General features: G+C 62.1%; 26 protein-coding genes. 12 read left to right on the plus strand and 14 right to left on the minus strand.

Annotated features, from left to right (window positions below; genetic code table 11):
- Positions 1-127 precede the first annotated feature (127 nt).
- Genes ACP7AD_RS02865 through ACP7AD_RS02875 form a run of 3 tightly spaced genes read left to right on the plus strand, consistent with a single transcriptional unit; the run spans position 128 to position 2,250 of the window.
- Positions 128-460 (plus strand): hypothetical protein, encoded by a 333-nt coding sequence (locus tag ACP7AD_RS02865; RefSeq protein ID WP_426144610.1) that lies wholly within the window; start codon positions 128-130, stop codon positions 458-460.
- 38 nt (positions 461-498) lie between these two features.
- On the plus strand, positions 499-1,449 hold the full coding sequence (locus tag ACP7AD_RS02870) for a homoserine kinase (RefSeq protein ID WP_426144609.1): 951 nt from the start codon (positions 499-501) through the stop codon (positions 1,447-1,449).
- A 9-nt stretch (positions 1,450-1,458) separates the two neighbouring features.
- A complete protein-coding gene (locus ACP7AD_RS02875; protein ID WP_426144608.1) occupies positions 1,459-2,250 on the plus strand; it encodes a BPSS1780 family membrane protein in 792 nt (263 codons plus the stop codon).
- Positions 2,251-2,270: 20 nt separating this feature from the next.
- On the opposite strand, the gene ACP7AD_RS02880 is transcribed toward ACP7AD_RS02875, so the two are convergent.
- The 3 genes from ACP7AD_RS02880 to ACP7AD_RS02890 all read right to left on the minus strand — a co-directional run bounded on the left by ACP7AD_RS02880 (position 2,271) and on the right by ACP7AD_RS02890 (position 6,499).
- Positions 2,271-4,724, minus strand: a complete 2,454-nt coding sequence (locus tag ACP7AD_RS02880; protein WP_426144607.1) for a UvrD-helicase domain-containing protein — start codon at positions 4,722-4,724, stop codon at positions 2,271-2,273.
- A 54-nt stretch (positions 4,725-4,778) separates the two neighbouring features.
- Positions 4,779-5,549: an OmpA/MotB family protein gene (locus ACP7AD_RS02885; protein WP_426144606.1), complete on the minus strand. Its 771-nt coding sequence runs from the start codon at positions 5,547-5,549 to the stop codon at positions 4,779-4,781.
- 122 nt (positions 5,550-5,671) lie between these two features.
- Entirely contained in the window at positions 5,672-6,499 is an 828-nt protein-coding gene (locus ACP7AD_RS02890) for a motility protein A (RefSeq protein WP_426144605.1), read from the minus strand.
- A 168-nt stretch (positions 6,500-6,667) separates the two neighbouring features.
- On the opposite strand from ACP7AD_RS02890, the gene ACP7AD_RS02895 reads away from it, so the two are divergent.
- Both ACP7AD_RS02895 and ACP7AD_RS02900 read left to right on the plus strand, forming a co-directional pair.
- A complete protein-coding gene (locus ACP7AD_RS02895; RefSeq protein ID WP_426144604.1) occupies positions 6,668-7,384 on the plus strand; it encodes a hypothetical protein in 717 nt (238 codons plus the stop codon).
- Positions 7,385-7,580: 196 nt separating this feature from the next.
- A complete protein-coding gene (locus tag ACP7AD_RS02900) occupies positions 7,581-8,558 on the plus strand; it encodes a GMP reductase (protein ID WP_426144603.1) in 978 nt (325 codons plus the stop codon).
- Between the two features lie 14 nt (positions 8,559-8,572).
- On the opposite strand, the gene ACP7AD_RS02905 is transcribed toward ACP7AD_RS02900, so the two are convergent.
- The 3 genes from ACP7AD_RS02905 to orn form a co-directional block, all read right to left on the minus strand.
- The gene (locus ACP7AD_RS02905) at positions 8,573-9,463 is read right to left on the minus strand and encodes an alpha/beta hydrolase (protein WP_426144602.1); all 891 of its coding nucleotides are present in this window, start codon (positions 9,461-9,463) and stop codon (positions 8,573-8,575) included.
- A 148-nt stretch (positions 9,464-9,611) separates the two neighbouring features.
- Positions 9,612-11,546 carry a DEAD/DEAH box helicase gene (locus ACP7AD_RS02910; protein ID WP_426144601.1) on the minus strand — a complete coding sequence of 645 codons (1,935 nt, stop codon included), beginning with the start codon at positions 11,544-11,546 and terminating at the stop codon, positions 9,612-9,614.
- 392 nt (positions 11,547-11,938) lie between these two features.
- Positions 11,939-12,502 (minus strand): oligoribonuclease, encoded by a 564-nt coding sequence (orn, locus tag ACP7AD_RS02915; RefSeq protein WP_426144600.1) that lies wholly within the window; start codon positions 12,500-12,502, stop codon positions 11,939-11,941.
- Positions 12,503-12,537: 35 nt separating this feature from the next.
- Between orn and ACP7AD_RS02920 the strand changes: the two genes are divergently transcribed.
- From ACP7AD_RS02920 to rsgA, 3 genes are read left to right on the plus strand one after another with little or no spacing between them, the layout of a single operon-like run.
- On the plus strand, positions 12,538-13,836 hold the full coding sequence (locus ACP7AD_RS02920) for a M48 family metallopeptidase (RefSeq protein ID WP_426144599.1): 1,299 nt from the start codon (positions 12,538-12,540) through the stop codon (positions 13,834-13,836).
- Positions 13,833-14,153 (plus strand): 4a-hydroxytetrahydrobiopterin dehydratase, encoded by a 321-nt coding sequence (locus ACP7AD_RS02925; RefSeq protein ID WP_426144598.1) that lies wholly within the window; start codon positions 13,833-13,835, stop codon positions 14,151-14,153. The genes ACP7AD_RS02920 and ACP7AD_RS02925 overlap by 4 nt, the downstream gene beginning before the upstream one ends.
- Positions 14,150-15,121 (plus strand): ribosome small subunit-dependent GTPase A, encoded by a 972-nt coding sequence (gene rsgA, locus ACP7AD_RS02930; protein ID WP_426144597.1) that lies wholly within the window; start codon positions 14,150-14,152, stop codon positions 15,119-15,121. The genes ACP7AD_RS02925 and rsgA overlap by 4 nt, the downstream gene beginning before the upstream one ends.
- Before the next feature lie 30 nt (positions 15,122-15,151).
- On the opposite strand, the gene ACP7AD_RS02935 is transcribed toward rsgA, so the two are convergent.
- The 6 genes from ACP7AD_RS02935 to rpsP all read right to left on the minus strand — a co-directional run bounded on the left by ACP7AD_RS02935 (position 15,152) and on the right by rpsP (position 19,455).
- Positions 15,152-16,174 carry a CobD/CbiB family protein gene (locus ACP7AD_RS02935; RefSeq protein ID WP_426144596.1) on the minus strand — a complete coding sequence of 341 codons (1,023 nt, stop codon included), beginning with the start codon at positions 16,172-16,174 and terminating at the stop codon, positions 15,152-15,154.
- Positions 16,175-16,365: 191 nt separating this feature from the next.
- Positions 16,366-17,079: a CoA pyrophosphatase gene (locus ACP7AD_RS02940; RefSeq protein ID WP_426144595.1), complete on the minus strand. Its 714-nt coding sequence runs from the start codon at positions 17,077-17,079 to the stop codon at positions 16,366-16,368.
- Between the two features lie 80 nt (positions 17,080-17,159).
- Complete coding sequence (gene rplS, locus ACP7AD_RS02945) at positions 17,160-17,552, minus strand: 50S ribosomal protein L19 (protein ID WP_029524412.1); 393 nt, start codon at positions 17,550-17,552, stop codon at positions 17,160-17,162.
- A 133-nt stretch (positions 17,553-17,685) separates the two neighbouring features.
- The gene (trmD, locus tag ACP7AD_RS02950; protein ID WP_426144594.1) at positions 17,686-18,468 is read right to left on the minus strand and encodes a tRNA (guanosine(37)-N1)-methyltransferase TrmD; all 783 of its coding nucleotides are present in this window, start codon (positions 18,466-18,468) and stop codon (positions 17,686-17,688) included.
- A 72-nt stretch (positions 18,469-18,540) separates the two neighbouring features.
- The gene (rimM, locus tag ACP7AD_RS02955) at positions 18,541-19,149 is read right to left on the minus strand and encodes a ribosome maturation factor RimM (protein ID WP_426144593.1); all 609 of its coding nucleotides are present in this window, start codon (positions 19,147-19,149) and stop codon (positions 18,541-18,543) included.
- Positions 19,150-19,164: 15 nt separating this feature from the next.
- Positions 19,165-19,455 carry a 30S ribosomal protein S16 gene (gene rpsP / locus ACP7AD_RS02960; RefSeq protein WP_426144592.1) on the minus strand — a complete coding sequence of 97 codons (291 nt, stop codon included), beginning with the start codon at positions 19,453-19,455 and terminating at the stop codon, positions 19,165-19,167.
- 206 nt (positions 19,456-19,661) lie between these two features.
- Here rpsP and ACP7AD_RS02965 point away from each other — a divergent pair, with 206 nt between their 5' ends.
- The 4 genes from ACP7AD_RS02965 to ACP7AD_RS02980 all read left to right on the plus strand — a co-directional run bounded on the left by ACP7AD_RS02965 (position 19,662) and on the right by ACP7AD_RS02980 (position 22,961).
- Positions 19,662-20,198, plus strand: coding sequence for a GNAT family N-acetyltransferase (locus tag ACP7AD_RS02965; RefSeq protein WP_426144591.1), 537 nt, complete (start codon positions 19,662-19,664; stop codon positions 20,196-20,198).
- An 8-nt stretch (positions 20,199-20,206) separates the two neighbouring features.
- On the plus strand, positions 20,207-20,665 hold the full coding sequence (locus tag ACP7AD_RS02970; RefSeq protein ID WP_426144590.1) for a hypothetical protein: 459 nt from the start codon (positions 20,207-20,209) through the stop codon (positions 20,663-20,665).
- 52 nt (positions 20,666-20,717) lie between these two features.
- Entirely contained in the window at positions 20,718-21,809 is a 1,092-nt protein-coding gene (locus ACP7AD_RS02975) for a lipocalin-like domain-containing protein (RefSeq protein ID WP_426144589.1), read from the plus strand.
- Positions 21,810-21,947: 138 nt separating this feature from the next.
- Positions 21,948-22,961, plus strand: a complete 1,014-nt coding sequence (locus ACP7AD_RS02980) for an LLM class flavin-dependent oxidoreductase (RefSeq protein ID WP_426144588.1) — start codon at positions 21,948-21,950, stop codon at positions 22,959-22,961.
- A 118-nt stretch (positions 22,962-23,079) separates the two neighbouring features.
- Here ACP7AD_RS02980 and ACP7AD_RS02985 read toward each other — a convergent pair whose 3' ends face one another.
- Together ACP7AD_RS02985 and ACP7AD_RS02990 are read right to left on the minus strand one after the other, a co-directional pair.
- Complete coding sequence (locus ACP7AD_RS02985) at positions 23,080-24,654, minus strand: DHA2 family efflux MFS transporter permease subunit (protein ID WP_426144587.1); 1,575 nt, start codon at positions 24,652-24,654, stop codon at positions 23,080-23,082.
- Between the two features lie 37 nt (positions 24,655-24,691).
- Positions 24,692-26,011: an HlyD family efflux transporter periplasmic adaptor subunit gene (locus ACP7AD_RS02990; protein ID WP_426144586.1), complete on the minus strand. Its 1,320-nt coding sequence runs from the start codon at positions 26,009-26,011 to the stop codon at positions 24,692-24,694.
- Between the last annotated feature and the right edge of the window lie 62 nt (positions 26,012-26,073).

Below are 26,073 nucleotides of genomic sequence, written 5' to 3' on the forward strand. Positions count from 1 at the left end.
CCTGGGCAACAAGCCATGCGGCGGCGTTTCGCCCACGGCTTGGCCCTTGACTTCAAAGACCATTTGGCAAGGAGAAATGCCCTTTTATTCCTGCGTGGGCCCGGTTTCGCACGCCTACAATGCAGGCATGAAAACCGCTCTTCGCCTACTTTTTGTCGCTGCCCTGGCAGCGCTGCCGCTGGCTGCGGCCGTGGCTCAGACACCGGCACCCGCCGAGGCGGCAATCCGGGAAAAACCGGCCCGGCCGGACAAGAAGATCGAGCGCATCCGCACCGAAGATGCCGGCACCCGCATCGACGAGCTGCGCGTCGGCGGCGAAACGCAGCAAATCACCGTGCAGCCCAAGACCGGCGGCGCCGCCTACGAGGTCAAGCCGCCCGAGGGCGCGCGGGGCACGGCACCCGCTGCCACCAGCAACGACACCAACGGCTCGCGCGTCTGGAACGTGCTGAAGTTCTAGCCTTTCCTTTTTTTCCAGCACAGGGTTCAGTTTCACGCATGGCCGTATTCACCGAAGTCTCGTCTGACGAGGCTGCAGCGTTCTTGCGCTTTCTAGATTTGGGTCAACTGCAGCGCCTCAAAGGCGCATCAGGCGGCATCGAAAACACCAACTATTTTGTCGATACTGATCAGGGCCAGTATGTCCTGACGTTGTTTGAGCGCTTGAGCTTCGAGCAGTTGCCGTTTTACCTGCACCTGATGAAGCACCTGGCGACGCACGGCATTCCCGTGCCCAATCCGGCGCCCGACGCCAAGGGCAAGCTGCTGCACCGCCTCAAGGGCAAGCCCGCCGCCGTGGTCAACAAGCTGCGCGGCCACAGCGAACTCGCGCCCACGCCAGCGCATTGCGCCGGCGTGGGCGACATGCTGGCCCGCATGCACCTGGCCGGGCTGGACTACGAGCGCCAGCAGCCCAATCTGCGCGGCCTGGCCTGGTGGAACGAAACCGTGCCGGTGGTGCTGCCCTATTTGAGCGAAGACCAGCGCAGCCTGATCCTGGGCGAACTGGCGTACCAAAACCATGTTGCCGAGTCGCCTGGCTACCGCAGCCTGCCGCGCGGCGTTATCCATGCCGACCTGTTCCGCGACAACGTGATGTTCGAAAACGGCCAGCTCACGGGGTTTTTCGATTTCTACTTTGCCGGCTGCGATACCTTTTTGTTTGACATCGGCATCTGCCTGAACGACTGGTGCATTGATTTGGATACCGGCGCGCTGGACCGAGCGCGCGCCGATGCGTTCATGGTGGCCTACCAAAAGGTGCGGCCCCTGACTGCGCCCGAACGCACGCTGCTGCCCGCCTTGCAGCGCGCCGGCGCGCTGCGCTTCTGGCTGTCGCGGCTGTGGGATTTCCACCTGCCGCGCGACGCCGCCGTGCTAAAAGCCCACGACCCCGGCCATTTCGAGCGCGTGCTGCGCGAACGGCTGGCACAGCCCTATCTTTTATAGTCCCCTGCCATGAAATTGAATATTGTTCCCGCCCGCACCGGCCTGACCTGGGTCAAGCTGGGCATCACGACCTTCGCCCGGCAGCCGCTGGCGATGGCCGGCCTGTTCTTCATGTTCATGGCGATGCTGTCGGTCGCCACGCTGGTGCCCTTCATCGGCGCGGCGCTGGCCCTGGCATTGCTGCCCGCCGCCACGCTGGGACTGATGGCCGCCACCCAGGAAGCCACAAAGGGCAAGTTCCCGATGCCGTCGATCCTGATCAGCGCCTTTCGCGCCGGCCAGCAGCGCCTGCGAGCCATGATGGTGCTGGGCGCGCTGTATGCCGCCGGTTTCCTGGCGCTGATGGGCATTTCGGCGCTGGTCGATGGCGGGCAATTCGCCAGCCTGTACCTGGTGGGCGGCAAGATCACCGAGGAGCTGGTGCTGCAGGACAATTTCCAGATGGCGATGTGGGTGGCGATGGCGCTGTACCTGCCGCTGTCGCTGCTGTTCTGGCATGCGCCGGCGCTGGTCCACTGGCATGGCGTGTCGCCGGTCAAGAGCCTGTTTTTCAGCTTCATGGCGTGCTACAAGAACTTTGGCGCCTTCACCGTCTTTGGCCTCGCCTGGACCGGCGTGTTCGTGCTGGCCGCTATTTTGGTGTCGCTGATCGCCACGCTGCTGGGCAGCCCGATGCTGGCCACCGTGGCGATGTTCCCGGTGGCACTGGTAATCGTGGCGATGTTCTTCACCTCGATCTACTTCACCTTCCGGGACTGTTTCTCGGAGACGGACGAGCCGCTTCCCGACGAACTGGCCTGATTCGGGGGCGGCCCCCCGCCTTAAATCACCGTCAGCTTGGCGACGCTCAGCGCCAGCCATTTCACGCCATGTCGGGTGAAATTGATCTGCGCGCGCGCATCGTCGCCGCTGCCTTCTAACATCGTTACCCGGCCTTCGCCAAACTTGGCATGAAACACATTCGTTCCAGTTTTCAGCCCATGCGAAGGCGCGCTCTTTTGCGCTGGCACAGGTGGGCTGGCAAAACGCTCCGCACCGCCGGACTGTGAAGAAAATATACTGCTAGCCCAGTCGCCACGGGCGCTACCAGCTCCTGAATTACTAGCACCACCCCAGTTGCCCGAGCCCGCGCCCAGGCCAGAGGAAAACCCCGGCTTCTTCGGTGTCAGCCATTTGAGCGCCGCTTCGGGCAGTTCATCAAAAAACCGGCTTTTCAGGTTGTAGCGCGTCTGGCCATGCAGCATGCGCGTCTGCGAATGGCTCAGGTACAAGCGCTTTCTCGCGCGGGTGATGGCGACATACATCAAGCGGCGCTCCTCTTCAAGCCCGTCCTTGTCGCTCATGGCGTTTTCATGCGGAAACAGCCCTTCCTCCAGCCCGGTGATGAACACGCAGTCGAATTCCAGCCCCTTGGACGAATGCACCGTCATGAGCTGCACCGCATCCTGGCCGGCCTGCGCCTGGTTGTCGCCGGCTTCGAGCGCCGCATGCGTGAGAAAAGCGACCAGCGGCGACAGCGTCTCGCCGGTCTCCAGGTCGGGCACCAGCAGTTCGGGTGAAGGCTGGTCGAGCACGGGCGCCGACAGGTCCAGCCCCTGGCTGACGGGCGACTGGCTCAGGCCGGCGCCGCCCAGTTCATCGACCGGCAGCGCCACGGCATCGCGGCCAAAACCTTCCTGGCTGACGAAGGCCTCGGCCGCATTCACCAGCTCGGCCAGATTCTCCAGCCGGTCCTGGCCGTCCTTATCTAGTTTGTAGTGCTCTTCGAGCCCGCTGTGCTGCAGCACGAGTTCGATGATTTCGCGCAGCGTGGCGTCGGCGGTCTGCTCGCGCATCACATCGAGCTTGGCGACAAAGGCGCCCAGGTTGGCGCCGGCCTTGCCAGGAACGGCGCTCACGCCGTCATGCAGCGAACAGCCCGAGGCGCGTGAAATGTCCTGCAGCTGCTCGATGGTGCGGGCGCCGATGCCGCGCGGTGGAAAGTTCACCACGCGCATGAAACTGGTGTCGTCATTCGGGTTGTCGAGCAGGCGCAAATAAGCCAGCGCATGCTTGATTTCGGCGCGCTCGAAAAACCGCAGGCCGCCATAGACGCGGTACGGAATGCCGGCATTGAACAGCGCGGTTTCCATCACCCGGCTTTGCGCGTTGCTGCGGTACAGCAGCGCGATTTCCTTGGCGGCCGTGCCATCGCGCACCAGTTGCTTCACTTCATCGACAAACCACTGCGCCTCGGCAAAATCGCTGGCCGATTCATACACCCGCACCGGCTCGCCCGGACCGGCCTCGGTGCTCAGGTTCTTGCCCAGGCGCTTGGTGTTGTGGCTGATCAGTTCGTTGGCCGAGTCCAGGATGTTGCCGAAGCTGCGATAGTTGCGCTCCAGCTTGATCTGGTGCGTGACCTCGAACTCGCGCACGAAGTCGGCCATGTTGCCGACGCGCGCGCCGCGAAAGGCGTAGATGCTCTGGTCGTCGTCGCCGACCGCGATGACCGAGCCGCCCGGCATGCCCTGCACGCTGTGCGTGGCGTCGTCGCCCTGCCCGGCCAGCATTTTGATCCAGGCGTATTGCAGCTTGTTGGTGTCCTGGAACTCGTCGATCAATATGTGGCGGAAGCGTCGCTGGTAATGCTCGCGAACCGGCGCGTTGTCACGCAGCAGCTCGTAGCTGCGCAGCATCAGCTCGCCGAAATCGACCACGCCTTCGCGCTGGCACTGCTCTTCATAAAGCGCGTAAATCTCGGCCTTTTTGCGGCTTTCCTCGTCGCGCACCGGCACATCCTTGGCGCGCTGGCCGTCTTCCTTGCAGGCCGCAATGAACCACTGCAGCTGCTTGGGCGGAAAGCGTTCGTCATCGACATTGAACTGCTTGCACAGGCGCTTGATGCTTGAGAGCTGGTCCTGCGTGTCGAGGATCTGGAACGTCGAGGGCAAATTGGCCAGCTTGTAGTGCGCCCGCAAGAAGCGGTTGCACAGCCCGTGGAAAGTGCCAATCCACATGCCGCGCACATTGATGGGCAGCATGGCGGACAGGCGCGTGAGCATTTCCTTGGCTGCCTTGTTGGTGAAGGTCACCGCCAGGATGCCGCTGGGCGACACCTGGCCGGTCTGCAGCAGCCAGGCGATGCGGGTGGTCAGCACACGGGTCTTGCCCGAACCGGCGCCGGCCAAGATCAGGGCATGCGTGGCCGGCAAGGTGACGGCAGCCAGCTGCTCCGGATTGAGGTTGTGCAACAGGGAGGATGGGGACGATGAGGAAGAGGCTTCTGAGAACATCGCCTATTGTAGAAAGTCCCCTGCCGGCCGTCTGGCTTGCTTGTTACCGGAAGGCTACCGGGGCGCTTCCAGAATCACTTCCACATGCCGGTTGCTCGCCCGGCCCTGCGCCGTGTCGTTGGACGCAATCGGCCGGGTGTCGGCAAAGCCCGTTGCCCGCATGCGGGCCGCGTCAATGCCCTGGCCCTGAAAATGGCGCACCACGCTGGCAGCCCGGCCGGTGGAGAGTTCCCAGTTGGACGGAAAGCGTTCGGTCTGGATCGGCATGTTGTCGGTATGCCCCTCGACCACGACGCGGTAGCCGGGGACCTTGCTCAGGGTCGGCACGAGCCGGCTCATCACGCTGCGCCCCGCCTCGCTGAGCGTGGACTCGCCGGAGTTGAACAGCACCTCGCTGCTGATGCGAAAGCTGACCGTTCCCTTGTTCACGATCACCTCGATATTCTTGTCCAGAGGGTCCAGCGCCAGACTTGCCAGCAAATCCGGTTCGGACGCGATGTCAAGCTCGGGCGCAGCTTCGGAACTGGCGGGCAGCACGGGCACCGGAAGGGGTATCGGCGCCGCGCTGCCGGGAATGCCGAGAACCGGAAGCGCTCCGGATGCCGGCCAATGCCCCGCACTGGGGGTTCCATGGGCTGGCATCCCGTGCGGGCCGGAACCGGCAAAGGCCAGCATCACCACCATCATCACCAGCAGCAAGGTGATGACATCCAGATACGTCAGGAGCCAGCCCTCTTCCTCGGCGACAAGGGCGGGTTCAAGATGCCAGCGCGCAAAGCGGCCCTTGCGCAGCTTTGCGGTCGCCCCAAAAGGCTTCGGCGGCATGGGTGGAGGCAATGCCCTGGCATGCGGCGCCTGCCTGCCGCCAGCATCCCTTTCATGACCGGCCAACGATGCGCGCGAATTTTCATGAAGCGACATTTCGACGTATCCCGCAGTCGCCATGCTCAGCGGACCGGACCGGGCGCCGCCACCCGTTTTTCAGCATTTTCCCCGGGTTGCCGTCCATCAAAGATTTCATTCTCATGGTGCGCCATGAAGGACTTGAGGGTTTCGCGCATGAGCGCCGGGCTGCGCCGCTCGCACATCATCGAGATGCCCTGCAGCACCATGTTCATCAGCACCAACCGGGTTTCGGTGCGCCGCTCCAGCTTGACAGCCACCGGCTTGAACAGCAAGTTGGCCAGCAAGATGCCGTAGAACGTGGTCATCAGCGCGACCGCCATTTGCTGGCCGATGGCGCGCATGTCGCCGCCGCCGAGCAAGCTCATCAGGTTGATCAGGCCGACCAGCGTTCCGAGCATGCCAAAGGCCGGCGCAAAGTTCGCCATCACGCGAAACAGCTGCGCCTCGGCGGCCTCGCGCGCGCGCAGGCGCGAGATACGCCACTGCATCAGGTCCAGGATGTCGTCTTCCGGCGTCTGGTCGATCACCAGCTGCACCCCGGTGCGCAGGAAGGGGTTGGTGACGTTTTCCAGCGCCCGCTCGACGGCATGCAGGTCGCCGTTGATCCACAGCTTGGAAATCCGCACCAGTTCCTCGATGTCGTTGTGCGTGTACATGCGCTCGTTGCGCGTCACCGTGGCAATCAGGCTGAAGACCCGGAACACCTCCTTGAGCGGATAGCTCAGGAATGTCGCTGCCAGCGTGCCGCCCAGCACAATGCCAAGGCTGGGCCAGTCCACGTACATTCGGGCATCGTCGGCCGCGAAAAACAGCACGATCGCCAGCAGCAGCACGCTGGCCAGCATGCCGATCAGCGTGGAAGGATTCATGCGTTTGATCATGGACACGGGCATTCAAGAGTCAAGCCGGCACTTGCAGGAAACCGGCGCAGGGCTTTGCGGCGCAGGCCAGCAGGATTTGTCAAAAACAAGAATGATGGCGCGACTCCATGAAAACATGGCCCAGTTTAAAAAGCCCCGGACGAATCCTTTTTGCCCATGACAACCCTTTCAACTCCTCTCTTCGCGCAATTGCTCGCTGCGGCAGCCTTGGCCGCGTCCATTTCCCCAGCGCAGGCCCAATCGTTTTGCGCCAGCGACGGCCAGAGCCGGCCAGTCCAGCTCATCGAGCGTTTCATCAACGCCGACTGCGACACCTGCTGGGCCGACCCGTCCACGCCGGTACCGGCAAGAAATGCCGTCGCGCTGGACTGGATCGCGCCTGGCAGCCAGGGCGACGACGCGCCGCTGTCCGCCGTGGCCACGCGCGATGCGCTGGCCCGGCTGGAGTCGCTCAGCCAAAGCGTGCCAGCCAAAAGCCAGACGGTTGTGCATGCGGTCAAGGGCATCAAGGGCGTGGGCTTGCGCGTGGCCCACGGTTTGCCGGTGGCCGATTACCTGGGCGCCTCGATCGAACTCAAGCCGGTATCGCCAGCGGCCAGGCAGCCCTTGAGCGCGTGGCTGGCGCTGGTGGAAACCCTGCCGGCCGGCCTTGAGGGCTCGCCCGTGGAGCGAAATCTTGTCCGAAACGTGCTTTCACGCACATGGGACGGGCGCAAGCAGCTATCAAAAGATGAGCAAAACAGATTCTTTGAAAGCCGCTCCATGAACATTGCCCCGGCGGCCAATCCGGAGCGCCTGCGCGTCATCGGCTGGGTCGAGGATGAAAAAGGCCAGGTGCTGCTGGCGGCGCAATCGCGCTGCATCGCTCCTTGAAACACGGACCGCAAGGATATTGCAGCCGATAGTGCCTGGCGGTTTTCCAGGCCTTTAGAATCAGTCACCGGGCCCAAGCAATTGCGCCCGGTTTTTTTATGGGAGTTTCACAACTGCGGTGAGGTTCCCGCCGAAAACCGGCCAGTCCAAGCGCCTTCTGTTCATCAACAGTTTCTTTCTGGAGCTTGGGAAAATCATGGAAATATTCGACTACGACAACATCCTGCTGCTGCCGCGCAAATGCCGCGTGGAAAGCCGCGCCGAGTGCAACGCCAGCGTGACGCTGGGCGCGCGCAGTTTTCGCATCCCGGTAGTGCCGGCGAACATGAAAACGGTCGTCAACGAAGACATCTGCGTCTGGATGGCGAAAAATGGCTATTTTTATGTCATGCACCGCTTTGACCTGGACAATTTGCAGTTTGTGCGCAACATGAAAGCCCGCGGTGCGTATGCGTCGATCTCGCTGGGCGTGAAAAAGCCCGACTACGACACGGTGGACCAGCTGGTCGCCGAAGGCTTGATACCGGAATACATCACCATCGACATCGCCCACGGCCATGCCGACACGGTGCAGAGAATGATCGGTTATCTGAAGGAAAGACTGCCGGCATCGTTCGTGATCGCCGGCAACGTCGCCACGCCCGAAGCGGTGATCGACCTGGAAAACTGGGGCGCCGACGCGACCAAAATCGGCATTGGCCCGGGCAAAGTCTGCATCACCAAGCTGAAGACCGGCTTTGGCACCGGCGGCTGGCAACTGTCAGCGCTCAAGTGGTGCGCGCGCGTGGCGACCAAGCCGATCATTGCCGACGGCGGCATCCGCGAGCATGGCGACATCGCCAAGTCGATCCGCTTTGGCGCCACCATGGTCATGATTGGCTCGATGCTGGCCGGCCTGGAGGAAAGCCCGGGACAGACGGTCGAGGTCGATGGCAAGCTGTTCAAGGAATATTACGGCAGCGCGTCGGACTTCAACAAGGGCGAGTACAAGCACGTCGAAGGCAAGCGCATCCTGGAGCCGATCAAGGGCAAGCTGGTCGATACGCTGCGCGAGATGGAAGAAGACGTGCAAAGCGCCATCAGCTACTCGGGCGGCACCCGGCTCATGGACATCCGCAAGGTCAACTATGTGGTGCTGGGCGGCAAGAACTCGAACGAAGACCTGATGATGTGAGCCTGCTCGGCGCTTCAGCGGCTCGGCGCTGGTTCAAGGCCGAGCAGTTCAAGCGCCAGTTGGTGCAGGCAGTGCGAAGCTTGAGTCAAGGCTTCGAGAATGCTGAAATGATTCAGGCCCGGCAGCGATTCGCAGACGGGAACGGTTTCAAGACCCCAGGCTTGCTGGATCAAGCGGTTCTGCCGCAGGAATTCATCGCTTTCGTCGCCCCCTGCCACGCTGCAAAGCTTGCCTTGCGGCGGGCGCGGCAGCAGGACCGGACTGGCCTGGCGAACCTGTTCGGGTGTCAGGCTCAAATCCTTTAAAAAAGGCGTCAGGCGAATCGGCTCCAGGTCGTACAGGCCTGAGATCGACAGGGCATTTTTGACCAAGCCCGGCGGCAGATCGGGCGCATGCGCTGACCAGTCAGTGGCCAGCAGCATGGCCGCCAGGTGGCCTCCCGCCGAATGGCCAGCCACGGTGATGCGTTCGGGGTCGCCGCCAAATTCGCCCATTTTTCGCCAGATCCATTCCAGGGCATTGGCCATCTGCTGAACGATCTGCGGAACAGTCACGGCAGGGCACAAGGCATAGTTGAGCACGACGACGCAAGCACCGGCCTGCGTGAATGGCGGCGCAATGAAGGAATGGTCGGCCTTGTCCAGACTGCGCCAGTAGCCGCCGTGGATGAACACCAGCACCGGCGCCTTGTCCCGTGCATGGGTTTCGCTGGCCGGAAAGATATCCAGCGTTTCGCCGGGCTGGTTGCCGTAGGCTAGGTCCAGCTGGCAAGCCAGCCGTTCACGCGCGCTTTCGGATTCTTTCGCCCAGCGCGTGAAATGCACGGCATGGTCGGGCACAAGAAGCCGGTTGTTGTACATGCTGTCCAGCCACTGCAGATTCCAGCCTGATGCGATACGGTTCATGGGCGTCTCGTTTCTCTGTTGGCGAAAGCCACATCTTGGCATGGCGCCCACGAAAAAGGCCGCTGCCAACCTTTAGGTTCGCAGCGGCCTTTTGACTGGAAGGCTGATCAATAAATGATCAGCAGCTCCGCATCATGCTTGGTCGCGATCAATCACGAAAAGGCTTGGTGAACTTACCAGCCGGCTTTTTAGCCGCATCGCGGGGAACGAACACCTTGCCAGCCGGGCGGGCGAAAGCGGGCTTGCGGTCCGCAAAATCGCCACGCGGCGCAAAGCCTTCGTTGCCGCCGCCAAAGTTGCGGTCATCACGCGGTGCAAAACCGGCGTTGCTGTTGCCGCCGCCGAAACCACGGTCGTCAGGGCGGCGGGCGTTGCGGTCATTGAAACCGGAACGGTCAGCGTAGTTATTGCCCTGCGGTGCTGGTGGACGGCCCTGGAAAGCGCCAGCGTCACGATTGCCGCCGAAACCACCACGGTCGTCACGGTTGCCGCCAAAGCTTCCTGCATTGCCGCCGCCAAAACCGCCACCGGCTGGCTTGCGACCGCCGAAACCGCCACGGTCGCCACCACCGCCGCCGAAGCTGCGGCCGCCGCCACGGTCATCACGGCCACCGCCGAAATTACCGCGTGGGCGCTCGGAGGTCGGCGCGAAACGCTGCTGTGGCTCCAGGCCGGGGATGGTGCTGGCCTTGAGGTTTTGCTGGGTGTAGTGCTCGATGTCCTGGATCTTGCGGCGGTCGCGGAATTCGGCGATCGTGATCGCCTGACCTTCGCGACCGGCACGGCCGGTGCGGCCAATGCGGTGCACATAATCTTCGGCTTTCATCGGCAGGCCGTAGTTGATGACGTGGGTGATGGTCGGAACGTCCAGACCACGGGCAGCCACATCGGTAGCGACCAGAATCTGCACGCGGCCGTCACGGAAAGCCATCAGGCGGCGGTTGCGCAGGCCCTGGCCCAGCGCGCCATGCAGCGCCACGGCGCTGAAACCTTCTTGCACCAGGTCATTGGCCAGGCCGTCACATTCCACCTGCGTGCAGGCAAAAACGATCGCCTGGTTGATGGTGGTGTCGCGCAGCCAGTGGTCCAGCAGCTTGCGCTTGTGGGTCATGTTGTCAGCCCACAGCAGTGACTGGGTAATCGATGCATGCTTTTCGTGCGGCGAGTCGATCTCGACGCGCTGCGGCTGACGCATCACGCGGGTCGCGAGTTGCATGATGCGCGGCGCGAAGGTGGCGCTGAACATCATGGTCTGCTTGCGCTCGATGGTGAGCTGGTTGACTTCAGTCAGGTCGTCGGCAAAGCCAAGGTCCAGCATGCGGTCGGCTTCGTCCACCACCAGAAATTGCACCTGATCAAGCTTGATCTGCATGCTGCGCTGCAAGTCGAGCAGACGGCCGGGCGTGGCCACGACGAGGTCGGCATTTTGCAGCTTGGCGATTTGCAGCTGGTAAGGAATGCCGCCAACGACGTTGGCAACGCGCAGGCCGCGGCAATGGCGAACCAGGTCAATCGCATCGGCGCAAACTTGCTGGGCCAGTTCTCGGGTCGGGCACAGGATCAGGGCGCCGGGGGTGGCGGCCTTGAAATTGCGCATGTTGGTCGGGTCCTTGCGCTTTGGCTTTTTCATCGGCGCTTCGCCACGGGCGACAGCTTCTGCGCTCAGGCGTTCGAATTCGGCGCGCTCATTACGCTCGGCTTCTTCCTGCTGTTTCAGCAGGGTGTGCAGCACGGGCAGCAAAAACGCTGCGGTCTTGCCGCTACCGGTCTGGCTGGACACCAGCAGGTCGGTGAATTTTGGTGCTTTCGGGTCGGCATCCAGGGCTTGCATGGCCTTGGGGATGGTCGCCATCTGCACCGAAGTCGGCTGGGTGAAGCCCATGTCGGCAACGGCTTGCAGCAGTTCCTTGGCCAGGCCGAGCTTCACAAAGCCATTAGGCTCGGCGACAACGGCTTCCAGCGAGGTTGCCACGGCAACCGGCTCGTCGGACGAAAAGTCGGGAATCACGTGGATTTCCAGGTCGGAAATGGTATCGATAGCGTCGGACGTAGAGTCGCCGCGAGTCTCAAAAGAGTCAGTCATGTTTTCTTCTCACTAATCCCCTGCCCGCTTCGTTTGTGGCGAATGAACAGGAAACTCCACCCCCGCGATGCGGAAGGCTTCGTTCATGGTTAATAAAACATCAACCATCAAACGAATATGCGGATCAAAAGCGGAACTGCCTTGATGCGGTGACTCTGAAAATAGAGTCCAAAAGTGTGAGGTAGATGTACAAATGCGGTTAGCACGGTGTGCAACTGCAAGCCCATGATTATGGCATGGTTTGCAGGGTTTCTACCAGTTAGCCTTTATAAATCAATGTTGTTGCAGTAATTCATCAGCTTCGATACTCAATATCAGTGCGCGCTTTCGCTACCATTTCAATAGCTTGAACCGCCCGCCCCCTATGCGGAAAAGGCCAAAACAATTGAAATTCACTTGAGGAAATGCTCCCGGTAATGCTGCAGCTCGTCTATGGACTCATGCACATCGGCCAGCGCCGTGTGGCTCTGGCGCTTCTTGAAAGCGCTGTACACCTCGGGCCGCCAGCGCTTGGCGAGTTCCTTGAAGGTGCTGACATCGACATTGCGGTAATGAAAAAACGTTTCCAGTTTAGGCATGTACTTGACCAGAAAGCGCCGGTCCTGGCCAATGGTGTTGCCGCACATGGGCGTTTTGCCCTTGGGCACGTAATGCGCCAGGAAGGCCAGCAACTGCGCCTGCGCGTCTTCCTCGTTCACCGTGCTGGCCTTTACCTTGTCGATCAGGCCGCTGCGGCCATGCGTGCCCTTGTTCCACTTGTCCATCTGGTCGAGCAATTCGTTCGATTGATAAATCGCCAGCACCGGGCCTTCGATGCGCGGCGTAAGCTGCGGGCCGGTCACGACCACGGCAATTTCAATGATGCGTTCCTTTTCGGGGTCGAGCCCCGTCATTTCACAGTCAAGCCAGACCAGGTTCTGGTCGGATTTCTTCAATAAGGGTTCAGTCTCTAACATCTTACGATTCTCGCCTATCGCCTAAACTCTTCCCCATGACTGACCCCTCCCTTGTATTCACCCTGCTGTTCGCAGCCCTGCTCGTGCTGGGACTGCTGACGAAGTTCTACCTAGCCACGCGGCAGATCCGCCATGTCGCGCAGCATCGCAACCAGGTACCGGCCGCTTTCGCTTCCACCATCAGCTTGCCCTCGCATCAGAAGGCTGCTGACTACACGATTGCCAAGACACGCCTGGGCATGCTGGAAATGGCATTCGCCGCCGCGCTGCTGCTGGGCTGGACGCTGCTGGGCGGCATCGACACGCTGAACCAGGTTGTGATGCGCTCGGGCCTGGCCGACTACGGCACGTTGGTGCCGCAACTGGCGCTGCTCGCGGCATTCGGCCTGATCAGCGGCCTGCTTGACCTGCCGTTCACGCTGTACAAGACCTTCCGGCTTGAAGAACGCTTTGGCTTCAACAAGATGACGCTCAAGCTGTATCTAGCCGACCTGGTCAAGTCCACCGCTGTCGGCGCGGTCGTTGGCCTGCCCATCGTGGCGCTGATCCTGTGGCTGATGGGCAGCGCGGGCACGCTGTGGTGGCTGTGGACTTGGGTGGTCTGGATGGGCTTCAACCTGCTGGTGCTGGTGTTGTTTCCAACGGTGATTGCGCCGCTGTTCAACAAGTTCAAGCCGCTCGACGACGAGGCGCTGAAGGCGCGCGTCACGGCGCTGATGCAGCGCTGCGGCTTTGCCGCCAAGGGTTTGTTCGTGATGGACGGCAGCAAACGCTCGGCGCATGCCAACGCCTATTTCACCGGCTTTGGCGCGGCCAAGCGGGTGGTGTTTTATGACACCTTACTCAAGCAACTCAATCCGGCCGAGGTCGATGCGGTGCTGGCGCATGAACTGGGTCATTTCAAGCACAAGCACATCATCAAGCGCATCGGCGTGATGTTTGCCATGAGCCTGGTCGGGTTCGCGCTGCTGGGCTGGCTGTCAACCCAGGTCTGGTTTTACACCGGGCTCAGCGTACGGCCGAACCTGACGGGCAGCAACGATGCGCTGGCGCTGCTGCTGTTCCTGATGGTGGTGCCGCTGTTCAGCTTCTTCATTTCCCCGCTCATGGCGCAGTCGTCGCGCAAGCATGAGTTCGAGGCCGACGCCTACGCCATCTCGCAGACTGACGGCCGCGACCTGCAAAGCGCGCTGCTCAAGCTTTACAAGGACAATGCCAGCACGCTCACGCCTGACCCGGTGTTTGTGAAGTTCTACTATTCCCATCCGCCCGCTTCCGAGCGGCTGGGACGCATGTCCCCCATGACCCCTTCCCCTGAAAGCGCAGCCGCATGAGCAACCCCATCCATCAAAACCGGCGCGCCTTGAGCGCCACCGAAATCGTCACCCAGCTGAGCAAGCTCAACGGCGAGCAAGCCTTGGGCTGGCGGCTGATCGACGGCGCGCTGGAGAAAACCTTCAAATTCAAAAATTTTTACGAAACCATCGGTTTTGTGAATGCGGTGGCGTTCATCGCCAACGCGGAAGACCACCATCCCGACCTTGAAGCGAGCTACGGCCAGTGCAAGGTGCGCTTCAACACGCACGATGTCAAGGGCATTTCGGTCAGCGATTTTTTCTGTGCGTCGAAGGTTGACGCCTTGCTCGCTTGAGCAAGCCCGCACGCACGGCACGGGCCGGCGCAGCGCCGCTGGCAGGCACCCGGCAGGGCTTGGTGGTGGCCGGTTTCGGCCGGCATGTGATGGTCGAAACCGAATCCGGCCAGCGCGTGATCTGCCATCCGCGCGGCAAGAAAAGCCAGGTGGTCGTTGGCGACCGCATTCGCTGGCTGCCGTCGCAGGACGAAGGCACGATCGAGAAAATCGAGGAGCGCAGCAACCTGTTTTACCGCCAGGACGAGATGCGCACCAAGTCGTTCGCTGCCAACCTCGACCAGGTGCTGATCCTGATTGCCGCAGAACCTGAATTCTCGGAAAGCCAGCTGACACGCGCACTGATCGCGGCGGAAGCCGAGCGCATCAAACCCATCATCGCGCTGAACAAGAGCGATCTGGCCGAGCCCTTCGGCCGGGCCTGGACCAAGCTGGCACCCTACCGCACCATGGGCTACCAGATGCTAGCGCTGGCAATCAAGCCCCAAGGCTCGACGGCGCCTGAAGATGCGGGACAGACCCGCGAACTGATGGAATTGCTGCAAAACAAGAAAACGCTGGTACTCGGCCCGTCCGGCGCCGGCAAAAGCAGCCTGACCAACCTGCTGGTGCCGCAGGCCAAGGTGTTGACCGCCGAGATTTCGCAGGCTCTGAACTCCGGCAAGCACACCACCACCAGCACGACGCTCTACTGGGTCGATGAAGCCAGGACGACGGCGCTGATCGACTCGCCGGGCTTTCAGGAGTTTGGCCTGAACCACATCGAGCCGATGCAGCTGGCCAACTACATGCCTGACTTCAAGGCGCATGCGCAAGACTGCAAGTTCTACAACTGCACGCATCTGCACGAACCGGGCTGCGGCGTTATTTTAGAGGTCAAATCGACTGTTCACGCTAGCAGCATAAGCGCTGCACGCTATCGTTTATATAGTGAACTATTTGAAGAGTTGTCACAGACCCGATACTGAAAACGGCGGCCGGCTGGCCGCTTGCGCTTGCTATCCCAGCAGTCGTGCCAGCGTCAGCAGCGCCAGCAGCACCATCCACAGCACCACCGAACGCCAGACCAGGCCGACGACGCTGCGCAGGTGGGCCACCTCGGGCTCGCGGCAGGGCGTTGACGCGGAGACGACGGCATCGTCGATGTCGGCCAGTCCACCCACCTCGAACTCCTGTGAGGCAGCGGAAACCAGCACGGCATCGAGCGCCACGCTGCCAAGCCGCACATTCACCGCACCCGAGGTGGCTGCCAGGATCAGCCCGTCGTTGCGGCTTGCCGTGGCGAGGGCGGCACCAGCGGGAAAGCGCTGGGTGTAATGGCGCCACGAGTCGATGGCGTCCTCGAAACTGCCGACCACGGCAAAGCCCAGCGACGTGATGCGCGAAGGCAAGAAATCGATGACGCCCCAAGCGCTATTTGCCACCTGCTGAAGGGCCGGGCTGGCGCCCTCCCCCGGCGTTCTGCTCTTGTAGTTCCAGTAGCGCGCCAAAAATTCGCTCGTACGGTAAAGCACCGCACCAGCCGGCCCGAATCCGAAAGCGGCCAGCACCGAAAACCAGCCGAGCACGCCAAACACATGGCGGTGCGCGGCAAGCACTGAGTATTCGATTACATGGCGAACGATTTCGCTGCGCGGCAATTCGCTGGCATCCACCTGACGCCATTCAGCCAGCAGTTCGCGGGCCAGGTCTTCGTTGCCGTCGTCCAGCGCATTGCGAATGTCGGTGAAGTAGTGGCTGAACTGCCGGAAACCCAGCGTGACATACAGGACCGCCACGCTCCAAGCGAAGGCCAGCAGGATGTTGACCTGCCACAGCAGCCAGTGCACCAGCAGTGTCAGCAGCGTGGGCACCATGACGGCAAAAACCCAGGTGATCCATCCGTGATGCAGCTTGCCGGCATCCAGGCTGCGATGGCCCCAGCGGGCCCAGCCTAGAAAAGCCGCATGCACCCAGTTGCCACGGGCCAGTGGGCGGGCTTGCTCCAGAATCAATGCAAACAAAACGGCAAAAAAACTCATGGCAAATCATAACGGACCCCCGCGCTCCACCGCTGCGCGGGTCGCTGCCCCCCGAGGGGGCCACTGCGCCTGTGGCCCGGCGAAGCCGGTTCCACGGCCCTGATTGGCATGGAGGGCCCATAGACCTTGGGCACTTTTTGCGACACTGCTTACCACTGCTTGTGGTTCGCTGCTCTCCGGTGGCTGTTAGTTCAAGCGCTGAGAAAATGGTAGAAGTTTCGCAGCATGCCCGCCGTTGCACCCCAGATATAGCGCTCCCTGATTTCACTGCCCGCCGTCTGGCTCATCGGGTCGCTGTAGGGCATGGACAGCCACTGGCGGAGCACGCCGTTGAACTCTGTTTCATGGCGCTGGTGGTGCGCGGGGTTCATCAGGAACCTGAGCGGCACTTCAAACACATCGGCCACTTCTCCCGGGTTGGGATGCAGCTGAAAGCCCGGCTTGATGAGCGCCACCACCGGCGTGATGATGAAGGCCGATCCGGTGATATAGGTCGGCAAGGTGCCCAGCACCTCGACATGGTGGCGCGGCAAGGCTATTTCCTCGTGCGCTTCCCGCAGTGCGGTGTCGACCGCATCGTGGTCGGTGTCGTCGGTGCGGCCGCCCGGAAAGGCGATCTGGCCCGAATGCGTGGACAGGTTGGTCGAGCGCTCGGTCAGCAGCAGCGTGAGTTCGTCGCGCATCACCAAAGGCAGCAAGACCGCAGCCAGCGCCGGTTGCCGGTCGGAAAAGCTTTTTTCCACGCTGTGCTCGGGCGCCCACATCGGCGGATGACGGAAGCGGTCGCGCAGCGCTTGCGGCGTGAGCCGGTCGGCGGCAACGTCGGCCAGGTGGCTGTCGATGCCCAGCACCGGAATGGAGCGCGGATCGAACACGGGCAGGGAGGAAGGCTTGGCGGGTTTCATGGAAAGACAAGATAACAAGCATAAAAAAAGCCGCTCGGGGGAGCGGCTTTTCAAAAGCAAAAGTTGCTTGACAGGTGCTGTTACGCAGCCTGTGCGGGCTGCACGGCCTTGACAGCCTTGACACCCAGCTTTTCCTTGATACGCGCCGACTTGCCGCTGCGGCTACGCAGGTAGTACAGCTTGGCACGACGCACGTCACCTTTGCGCTTGACTTCAATCTTGGCGATCAGCGGGCTGTACACCTGGAAAGTGCGCTCGACGCCTTCGCCATTGGAGATCTTGCGAACGATGAAGCTGGAGTTGAGGCCGCGATTGCGCTTGGCAATCACAACACCTTCAAAAGCCTGCAAACGTTTGCGCGTGCCTTCAACCACGTTCACGCTCACGATGACGGTATCGCCAGGCGCGTAAACGGGAATGGTCTTGTTCAAGCGGGCAATTTCTTCCTGCTCGAGGGTCTGGATCAGATTCATGATTTTTCCATCTAACTTTATTTCGCTCATGCACGCGCTACGCTAAAGACCGCAAATCCAGAGATTGATTCAAAAACGAATCAAGTGGTTGCAGTGGCCGCCAGAGGATCGAAAAGCCTGCGATTATAGCAATTCAGGCATCCACGTCCGGACTTTTGGGTAGATCAGACAGAAAAGCCTCATCGCTTTTTCCCAAGTTCCCTGCCCTGCGGGCCGCCCGGACCAGTTCCGGACGCTGGCGCTGGCTCAAGGCAAGCCGCTGCTCGCGCCGCCAGCGCTCTATCTGTGCGTGATTGCCCGACATCAGAACAGGCGGCACCGACTGGCCGCGCCAGGATTCTGGACGGGTGTAGTGGGGGCAGTCCAGTAGGCCATCGAGTGCCGGATTGAAACTGTCCATTTGGTGGCTGCCCTCGTCGTTCAGCACGCCGGGCTGAAGCCTGGCCACTGCATCGAGCAAGGCCATGGCGGCAATTTCGCCGCCCGAGAGCACGAAGTCGCCCAAGCTGATCTGAAGATCGACATGGGTGTCGATGAAACGCTGGTCCAGCCCTTCGTAGCGGCCGCAGATCAGCACGGCACCGCTGCCGCAAGTTGCCCAACGCTCGACCCCGGCATGGGTCAGCACGTCGCCGACAGGGGAAAAAAGAACCGTGGGCGCATCGGGTGTGCCGCGAGCAACACGGTCAGCGCGAATGCTTTCGAGGCACAGCGTGAGCGGCTCGGCCAGCATGACCATGCCCGGACCGCCCCCAAAGGGACGATCGTCGACCCTTCGGTAATGACCATCGGCAAAGTCGCGCGGATTCCAGAGCTTGATCTCGACCAGATCGGATTCATAGGCACGACGCGTCACGCCGCTGGTCAGGAACGGAGCGAAAAGCTCGGGAAACAGGGTAATGACATCAAAGCGCATGAAAACCTACTTTGAATGCCGGAACACAAAAAGCAGAATACAGCAGGGCACAATGCCTCACAGCATCAAGCCTCAATAGTCGGGTTGCCAGTCAACGGTGATGCGCTTGCCGCCTATGTCGACCTTGTCGACATAGGCGGCGACAAACGGAATCATGCGTTCGGCTGCGGTGGTGGTGCCGTCTTCCTGCGTGCAGGTGTATTCGATGCACAGCACCGATTGAGGGCCGGTCGTCATCAGGTCGCGAACACAGCCCAGGGCAATGCCATCGCGATTCACCACGTTCAGGCCGATCAGATCGACCCAGTAATACTCGTCGGACGAAGCTGCGGGAAAGCTGCTGCGCGAAAGGAATATCCGGGAACCGCGCAAGGCTTCGGCAGGAGTTCGGTCATCCAAGCCGGTGAACTTGACAACCACCGAGCCTGAATGAATTTTGGACTCGTCCACCTTAAGGGAGACGGTGCCGGAAAAAAGGCTGAAACCGGGACGGAACTTGGCGTCAGGCGCCTGCAGGTACCAGGTTTGAGCGGAAAGAAGCGCTTCCGGATCGTTGCTGTGCGGCAGGACCTTGAGCCAGCCCTTGACGCCCCACGCGTCCAGAATGCGCCCGACCTCGATCGCGTCTTCAGGCAGCTTTGACGGTGTCAAACCCGCAGACGGTGGAAGGCCAGGCATCATCGGAAAATGCCTAAATCAGGCTGCTGCGACTTCAGCAGGCAATTCAGCGGCAGAAACTGCAACCGAAGCGCCGCCTTGCTTGATCAGGCGCAGGACGGTTGGGGATGTCTGGGCGCCAACACCGATCCAGTGGGTCAGACGATCCTGCACGATGCGCAGGCCTTCTTCGCCGCCCTTGGCAATCGGATTGTAAAAACCGATGCGTTCGATAAAGCGACCGTCGCGGCGAACGCGCTTGTCAGCTACTACGATGTTAAAAAATGGACGGTGTTTGGAACCGCCGCGTGAAAGCCGGATGACGACCATGATTAATCCTTGGGTGGCGGGGTAAAAAATAACCCCAGTATTCCTGCAGCGCTTGAGACACACGACATGGCCACCCGGCCAGCGAAATGCTGCAAAGCCTGCGATTATAGCTTGCGACGTTACTGACGCGCCTTTTCAGTGGAAAATCATCTCTGCAGCCGGCACCGCCGGCCGCAAAACCTGACACAACCTACCTGTAATCCAGCATGCCTCTTATACGCCCCAGCCGCGACGAAGACATTTGCGCCATCACCGCCATTTATTCCCACCATGTGCTGCACGGCACCGGCACCTTTGAAACCGAGCCACCCAATGCCGCAGACATGGCATTTCGGAGGGCCGATGTATTGTCCAAAGGCCTGCCCTATCTGGTGGCAGAGCAAGACGGAGAAATTCTGGGCTTTGCCTACGGCAACTGGTTCAAGCCGCGACCGGCTTACCGGTATTCGGTGGAAGACTCGATTTACCTTGCACCCGAGCTGCACCGCAAGGGGCTGGGCCGCGCCTTGCTGGCAGAACTGCTGGTGCGCTGCGAGGCAGCAGGCATTCGCAAGGTCATGGCCATCATCGGCGATTCGGCCAATGCCGGGTCGGTGGGCGTGCACCGGGCGCTGGGCTTCACGCAGGTGGGCATCGTTGAGGCCTGCGGCTGGAAACTTGGCGCCTGGCGCGATATCGTGATCATGCAAAAGACCCTGGGCGCTGGGGGCACGCAGCCGCCGCTGGAGGCGCCGACTTCATAATTCAGCGCATGCATCTTCCCACTCCAAAAAACAAAACTATCGCGACCTGGCTGGCGTTCATCGGTGGTCAGCTGGGGCTGCACCGCCTCTACCTGTATGGCTGGCGCGACGCTTTAGCGTGGGCGCACCCTGTCGTCGCCGCACTGGGCTGGTGGGGTGTCCAAAGGGTGCAAATGTATGGCCAAGACGACCATCTGGCCTGGGTGCTGATTCCCCTGCTGGGTTTCACACTGGCCGGCACGGCGCTGACAGGCATTTATTACGGCTTGACGTCGCCTGAAAAATGGAACGTCATGCACAATCCCGCCGCGCCCGATACAACAGCGGGCAAAACCAACTGGCTGACGATTGGCGCCATTGTGTTTGCCTTGCTGTTTGGCACGATTGCCCTGATGTCGAGCATTGTGTTTAGCTTTCAGCGCTACTTTGAATACCAGGTCGAGGAAGCCCGGAAAATCAGCCAGTGACAAATCCCCTGCGCTGACCGGGCGTGGCGGTCTTGCTGCGAAAATCAATCTCATGGCTTTGCTCAACACCCTTGATCGACGACGATTGCTGCTGGTCAGCCTGGCAGGTTTCTCAAGCATGCCGGGATGGACAGGAACCGCGCATGCCCTTCCCCTGAAAACGCTGGCCTTCCCGCGCGACCGGGGATCGCACCCCGACTTTCGCACCGAGTGGTGGTACATCACCGGCCACGCCGTTTCGGGAACGTCGGCCCCGCGCAGTTTTGGCTTTCAGCTCACCTTCTTTCGCTCGCGGGTGGAAGGCACGCAGGCGATGGCGTCGAAATTTGCAGCCCGGCAACTGATCTTCGCGCATGCCGCCATCACCGACGTGCAGGGCAAGAAACTCTGGCACGACCAGCGCATTGCACGCGCCGGCTTCGAGGTGGCGTCGGCCAGCGAGCAGGACATGGACATCAAGCTGCGCGACTGGACCCTGAGCGCCGCCGGTGGCAGCTACACCGCAAAACTGCCGGCAACCGACTTTTCAATCAGCCTGCAGTTCAGGGAAACGCAAGCCGTGCTGCTCCAGGGCGCGCAAGGCCTGTCGCGCAAGGGGCCGGAGGAAAAGCAGGCCAGTTACTACTATTCCCAGCCCCAGCTGGCCGCCAGCGGCACGCTGCAGCTCAAGGGCCAGGCCTTTGCCGTCACCGGCAAGGCCTGGCTGGACCATGAATGGAGCCAGGAACTGCTGCACCCGAGCGCCGTCGGCTGGGACTGGATCGGCATGAACCTGGACGATGGCAGCGCCCTGACCGCCTTCCGGCTGCGCGACAAGGACGGCAAAGCGGTCTGGACCGGCGGCTCTTTGCGCACGGCGGCGGGCGGCTTGCGCGTCTTCAACCATGGCGAAGTCGATTTCAGGCCGCTTCGAAGCTGGACCAGCCCCTTGACACAGATCACCTACCCGGTCGAATGGGCAATCCGCACGCCCGGAGACAGTTACGCCGTCAAGGCACTGCTCGACAGCCAGGAACTTGACAGCCGCAACTCCACCGGCTCGGTCTACTGGGAAGGGCTGAGCGAACTGGCGGACAGCCGGGGCCGGCCGGTAGGCATGGGCTATATGGAAATGACAGGCTACGGGCAGGCGCTGCGGCTTTGAAGGAATAAATTGCCGGCAGGCTCTTGATGCGGTTCAAGACGAAAAAGCTGGTGATTCCAGGAACTTCGATACGGCCACGACGTAAAGCCAGTGCCCTCCTCCCTGCGCGGACAAGGGCAACGCAGGACAATTGTTTTCATGAAAGAACTTAACAACATCGCCCTGTCGATGCTCGACCTGGTTTCCGTGCGCGAAGGCGGCACCGTGGCTGACGCATTGGCCATCGCCTTGCGCACCGCGCAGCACGCCGAACGGCTCGGCTTCAAGCGCTACTGGCTGGCTGAACACCACAACATGGCCGGCATTGCCAGTTCGGCCACGGCCGTGCTGGTCGGCTATATTGCCGGCGGCACCCGCACCATGCGCGTGGGCTCGGGCGGTGTGATGCTGCCCAACCATGCGCCGCTGGTGGTGGCCGAGGCCTTCGGCACGCTGGCCGAGCTGTACCCGGACCGCATCGACCTGGGCCTGGGCCGCGCGCCCGGCACCGACCAAGCCACCATGCGCGCGCTGCGCCGTGAACGGACCGAGACGGCTGAGGATTTTCCGCAGGACGTGGCCGAGCTGCAGCGCCTGCTGGGGCCGGCGCAGCCCGGCCAGCGGCTGATCGCCATGCCGGGCGCCGGCACCAATGTGCCGATCTGGCTGCTGGGCTCGAGCCTGTTTTCGGCGCAGCTGGCGGCCGAGCGCGGCCTGCCTTATGCGTTTGCCTCGCATTTCGCGCCGCGCCTTTTACGGCAGGCGATTGCTTTGTACCGCCAGCATTTCCGGCCATCGGCCACGCTGGCCAAACCCTATGTGACGATTGGCGTTCCGCTGATCGCCGCGCCGACCGACGAAGAAGCCGAGTACCTGGCGAGCAGCACCTACCAGCGGGTGCTCGGCATCCTGACCGGCGCCAGGGGTGGCCTGCAGCCGCCGGTGGCCAACTTCCTGGCCCAGCGGCATCCGCAGGAGCGCGCCGCCATCGCCGACTTTCTGGCCGCTGCCGTCATTGGCGGGCCCGACACTGTGCGCGAAGGCCTGAACGCGCTGGCGCAAGCCACGGATGCTGACGAATTCATGCTGGTCTGCGACATTTACAACCCGGCCTTGCGGCTGCGTTCGCTGGACATTGCCGCTGGCGCGCTGCTGGAACCCGTGGCCGCTTGACCGCGCATCAGATCGTCGGGCGGCCGGCGGTTTTTGATCCTGAATTGATAGCTGCTTGCGCATACCGGACGTGCGCAAGAAGCTTATTTGATGCTGAAAATCCTTTTGCGACTGCCGATCAATGTGCGCCGGCCGCCGCATCGGCCCCAGCCGCGCCCGCATGCGTGGGCCGCGTCAGGTACACCAGCGGAATCAGCAGCAAGAAGATCAGCGCTGACGCATAAAACACATCGTTCGCCGCCAGCATGTAAGCCTGCTGATCGACCAGCCGGTTGAGGGTAGCAAGCGACTGGTCGGGCGTGAGCCCGGCGCTGGCCAGGCCCGTCAGCGCGCTGTTGGCGGCCACGTTGCCCGGATTGACAAACTCGCTGAGCTGCGCATGGTGCATGGCAGCGCGGTCTTGCCAGACGGTGGTGGCAATCGACGTGCCGAACGAGCCGGCCGTGATGCGAACGAAGTTCGACAGACCCGAAGCAGCCGGAATCTTGTCATGTGACAGGCCCGACAGCGTGATGGTCATCAGCGGAATGAAAAAGCAGGCCATGGCCACGCCCTGGATCAGCGTCGGAACCAGGATGGTGCCCATGTCGGCCTGGGTGTTGAAGTTCGAACGCATCCACAGCACCAGCGCGAACACAGTAAAAGCGACGACGGCAAAGCGGCGCGGATCGGTGCGGCCGATGCTCTTGCCGATCAGCGGCGACAGCAGCAGCGCCATGATGCCGACCGGCGCCAGCACCATGCCGGCCTGCGTCGCGGTGTAGCCCATGTACTGCTGCAGCCACAGCGGCAGCAGCACCACATTGCCGAAAAACAGCCCATAGCCGACCGACAGCGCCAGCACGCCAGCCCAGAAGTTGCGCTTCTTGAACAAGGTCAGGTCCACCACCGGATGCTCCTCGGTCAGCTCCCAGATCACGAAGGCGATCAAGCCGACCAGCGCCACAACGCCCAGCGCAATCACCTCGCCGGAATGAAACCAGTCCAGCTCCTTGCCCTTATCTAACATGATCTGCAGCGCGCCGACCCAGATCACCAGCAGCGCCAGGCCGATCGAGTCAATCGGCAGCTTGCGGGTCTGGCTCTCGCGCTTGTGAAAGATGCTCCAGGTGATGAAGGCCGCGCCAAAGCCGACCGGAATGTTGATGTAGAAAATCCACGGCCACGAAATGTTGTCGGTGATCCAGCCGCCCAGCAGCGGCCCCATGACCGGCGCGACCAGCGTGGTCATCGACCACAGCGCCATCGCCAGCCCGGCCAGCGCCTTGGGGTAGCTCGACAGCAGCAGCGCCTGCGACAGCGGAATCATCGGCCCGGCCACCAGCCCCTGCAGCACGCGGAAAAAGATCAGCGTCGTCATGTTGGGCGCCAGGCCGCACAGCCAGGAGGTCAGCACGAACAGCAGGATGCTGGCAGTGAACAGCCGCACCTGGCCGAAACGCTGCGACAGCCAGCCGGTCAGCGGCACGGCAATCGCGTTGGCCACGCCAAAACTGGTGATGACCCAGGTGCCCTGGTTCGGACTGACGCCCAGGTCACCAGCGATGGCCGGCAGCGACACATTGGCAATCGACGTGTCGAGCACGTTCATGAAGGTGGCGGCTGACAGCGCCAGCGTGCCCCACAGCCGGGCCGAGCCGGTCAGCGGCGGCGGTGGTAGATAGTCGGATACAGGACTGGTTGCAGACGCCATGAAAGCCTTGACGGAACGGAATGAAAAACAGGTCCGCTCAATGCGGCAAGACGGCGCTGCCGCCGTCAACGGGCTGGGGCGCCGGCGCTGGCGAAACGGTTTTCACGGTCTTGACGCCTTTTCCGGAGTTCGCAGCGATGACGCGCCTGATTTCATCGTTGGCAGCGTCATCGTGCACGGTAAACGCCTGTGTGTGCGCCTGCGCGGCCTGGCGCGGCGCATCGGCCAGCGCCTTGCCGCCCTGGTTGCTGACATCGACCTCGGCATCCATCGACAGGCCGACGCGCAGCGGATGTTCGCCGAGCTGCTTCGGGTCCAGCGCAATGCGCACCGGCACGCGCTGCACCACCTTGATCCAGTTGCCGGTGGCGTTTTGCGCCGGCAGCAGCGAAAACGCCGCGCCCGTGCCTGCGCCCAGGCCGGCGACAGTACCGTGGTAATCGACCTTCTTGCCGTACAGGTCGGCCACCAGCGTCACCGGCTGGCCGATGCGGATATTGCGCAGCTGCACTTCCTTGAAGTTGGCATCGACCCAGACCTGGTTCAGCGGAATCACCGACATCAGCGGCGTGCCGGCTGCCACGCGCTGGCCAAGCTGCACCGTGCGCTTGGCGACATAGCCATCGACCGGCGCCTTCAAGGCCGTGCGGCTGGACGCCAGGAAAGCCTCGCGCACCTTGGCAGCGGCCACCAGCACGCCGGGGTGCTGGTCGATGGCCGTGCCGTCGGTCAGCGCCTGGTTGCTGGTTAGCTGCTCGCGCGCGGCGATGACGCCGGCCTGGGCGGCCGCCAGCGCGCTTTTGGCGTTCGCCAGTTGTGTCTGCGCATGGTTGAGTTCTTCCCTGGACACCGCGCCGTTGCCGGCGAGCGACTGGCGGCGGGCCAGGTCGTCGGCGGCGCGCGCGATGTCGCTGTTGGCCTTGCTCACCTCGGCATTGCGCAGCGCAATCTGCGCGCCAAGTGCGCCGTTGTTGGCGTATTGCGTGCGCGCCTGGCGCACCGCCTGCGCCAGCGCGGCCTCGGCCTGGTCCAGCGCCACCCGGGCGTCGGCCGGGTCCAGCTGCACCAGCGGCTGGCCGGCCTTGACGAAGTCGGTGTCGTCGGCCATGAGGGCGACGACGGTGCCGCCGATCTGCGGCGTGATCTGGATGACATTGCCCTGCACATAGGCGTTGTCGGTCGATTCGTAATGACTGGCCACCAGATACTCGTAAGCCGCCCAGCCCAGGCCAGCCACGACCACGACGCTGGCCAGCGCGGTCAGCGCCTTGCGGCGCCTGGGATTGCCGGCGGGCGGCTGAACCGGCGCGGCCGGGCTGGCGGATGCTGGGGAAGCAGGAGCTTGGGATGCGTTCATGGTGTCGTTCACAGTGTTTATTGGAAATGGCTGGCGCGGGCACTGCGCTGTTCAGCAGCTGC

Source organism: Polaromonas sp. DSP2-3-2b2 (assembly GCF_049895905.1).
GTDB lineage: Bacteria > Pseudomonadota > Gammaproteobacteria > Burkholderiales > Burkholderiaceae_C > Polaromonas.

Coding starts and splice junctions, on each gene's coding strand:
- rimM (WP_426144593.1), bottom strand. CDS start 19,149: ATGATGCCTGGCCTTCCACCGTCTGCGGGTTTGACACCGTCAAAGCTG.
- rpsP (WP_426144592.1), bottom strand. CDS start 19,455: ATGGTCGTCATCCGGCTTTCACGCGGCGGTTCCAAACACCGTCCATTT.
- rplS (WP_029524412.1), bottom strand. CDS start 17,552: ATGAATCTGATCCAGACCCTCGAGCAGGAAGAAATTGCCCGCTTGAAC.
- ACP7AD_RS02985 (WP_426144587.1), bottom strand. CDS start 24,654: ATGGCGTCTGCAACCAGTCCTGTATCCGACTATCTACCACCGCCGCCG.
- ACP7AD_RS02900 (WP_426144603.1), top strand. CDS start 7,581: ATGGAAATATTCGACTACGACAACATCCTGCTGCTGCCGCGCAAATGC.
- ACP7AD_RS02890 (WP_426144605.1), bottom strand. CDS start 6,499: ATGAATCCTTCCACGCTGATCGGCATGCTGGCCAGCGTGCTGCTGCTG.
- ACP7AD_RS02910 (WP_426144601.1), bottom strand. CDS start 11,546: ATGACTGACTCTTTTGAGACTCGCGGCGACTCTACGTCCGACGCTATC.
- ACP7AD_RS02935 (WP_426144596.1), bottom strand. CDS start 16,174: ATGAGTTTTTTTGCCGTTTTGTTTGCATTGATTCTGGAGCAAGCCCGC.
- ACP7AD_RS02925 (WP_426144598.1), top strand. CDS start 13,833: ATGAGCAACCCCATCCATCAAAACCGGCGCGCCTTGAGCGCCACCGAA.
- ACP7AD_RS02970 (WP_426144590.1), top strand. CDS start 20,207: ATGCATCTTCCCACTCCAAAAAACAAAACTATCGCGACCTGGCTGGCG.
- ACP7AD_RS02895 (WP_426144604.1), top strand. CDS start 6,668: ATGACAACCCTTTCAACTCCTCTCTTCGCGCAATTGCTCGCTGCGGCA.
- ACP7AD_RS02885 (WP_426144606.1), bottom strand. CDS start 5,549: ATGCCGCCGAAGCCTTTTGGGGCGACCGCAAAGCTGCGCAAGGGCCGC.
- ACP7AD_RS02875 (WP_426144608.1), top strand. CDS start 1,459: ATGAAATTGAATATTGTTCCCGCCCGCACCGGCCTGACCTGGGTCAAG.
- ACP7AD_RS02905 (WP_426144602.1), bottom strand. CDS start 9,463: ATGAACCGTATCGCATCAGGCTGGAATCTGCAGTGGCTGGACAGCATG.
- ACP7AD_RS02940 (WP_426144595.1), bottom strand. CDS start 17,079: ATGAAACCCGCCAAGCCTTCCTCCCTGCCCGTGTTCGATCCGCGCTCC.
- ACP7AD_RS02965 (WP_426144591.1), top strand. CDS start 19,662: ATGCCTCTTATACGCCCCAGCCGCGACGAAGACATTTGCGCCATCACC.
- ACP7AD_RS02920 (WP_426144599.1), top strand. CDS start 12,538: ATGACTGACCCCTCCCTTGTATTCACCCTGCTGTTCGCAGCCCTGCTC.
- ACP7AD_RS02870 (WP_426144609.1), top strand. CDS start 499: ATGGCCGTATTCACCGAAGTCTCGTCTGACGAGGCTGCAGCGTTCTTG.
- trmD (WP_426144594.1), bottom strand. CDS start 18,468: ATGCGCTTTGATGTCATTACCCTGTTTCCCGAGCTTTTCGCTCCGTTC.
- ACP7AD_RS02975 (WP_426144589.1), top strand. CDS start 20,718: ATGGCTTTGCTCAACACCCTTGATCGACGACGATTGCTGCTGGTCAGC.
- ACP7AD_RS02990 (WP_426144586.1), bottom strand. CDS start 26,011: ATGAACGCATCCCAAGCTCCTGCTTCCCCAGCATCCGCCAGCCCGGCC.
- ACP7AD_RS02865 (WP_426144610.1), top strand. CDS start 128: ATGAAAACCGCTCTTCGCCTACTTTTTGTCGCTGCCCTGGCAGCGCTG.
- ACP7AD_RS02980 (WP_426144588.1), top strand. CDS start 21,948: ATGAAAGAACTTAACAACATCGCCCTGTCGATGCTCGACCTGGTTTCC.
- orn (WP_426144600.1), bottom strand. CDS start 12,502: ATGTTAGAGACTGAACCCTTATTGAAGAAATCCGACCAGAACCTGGTC.
- ACP7AD_RS02880 (WP_426144607.1), bottom strand. CDS start 4,724: ATGTTCTCAGAAGCCTCTTCCTCATCGTCCCCATCCTCCCTGTTGCAC.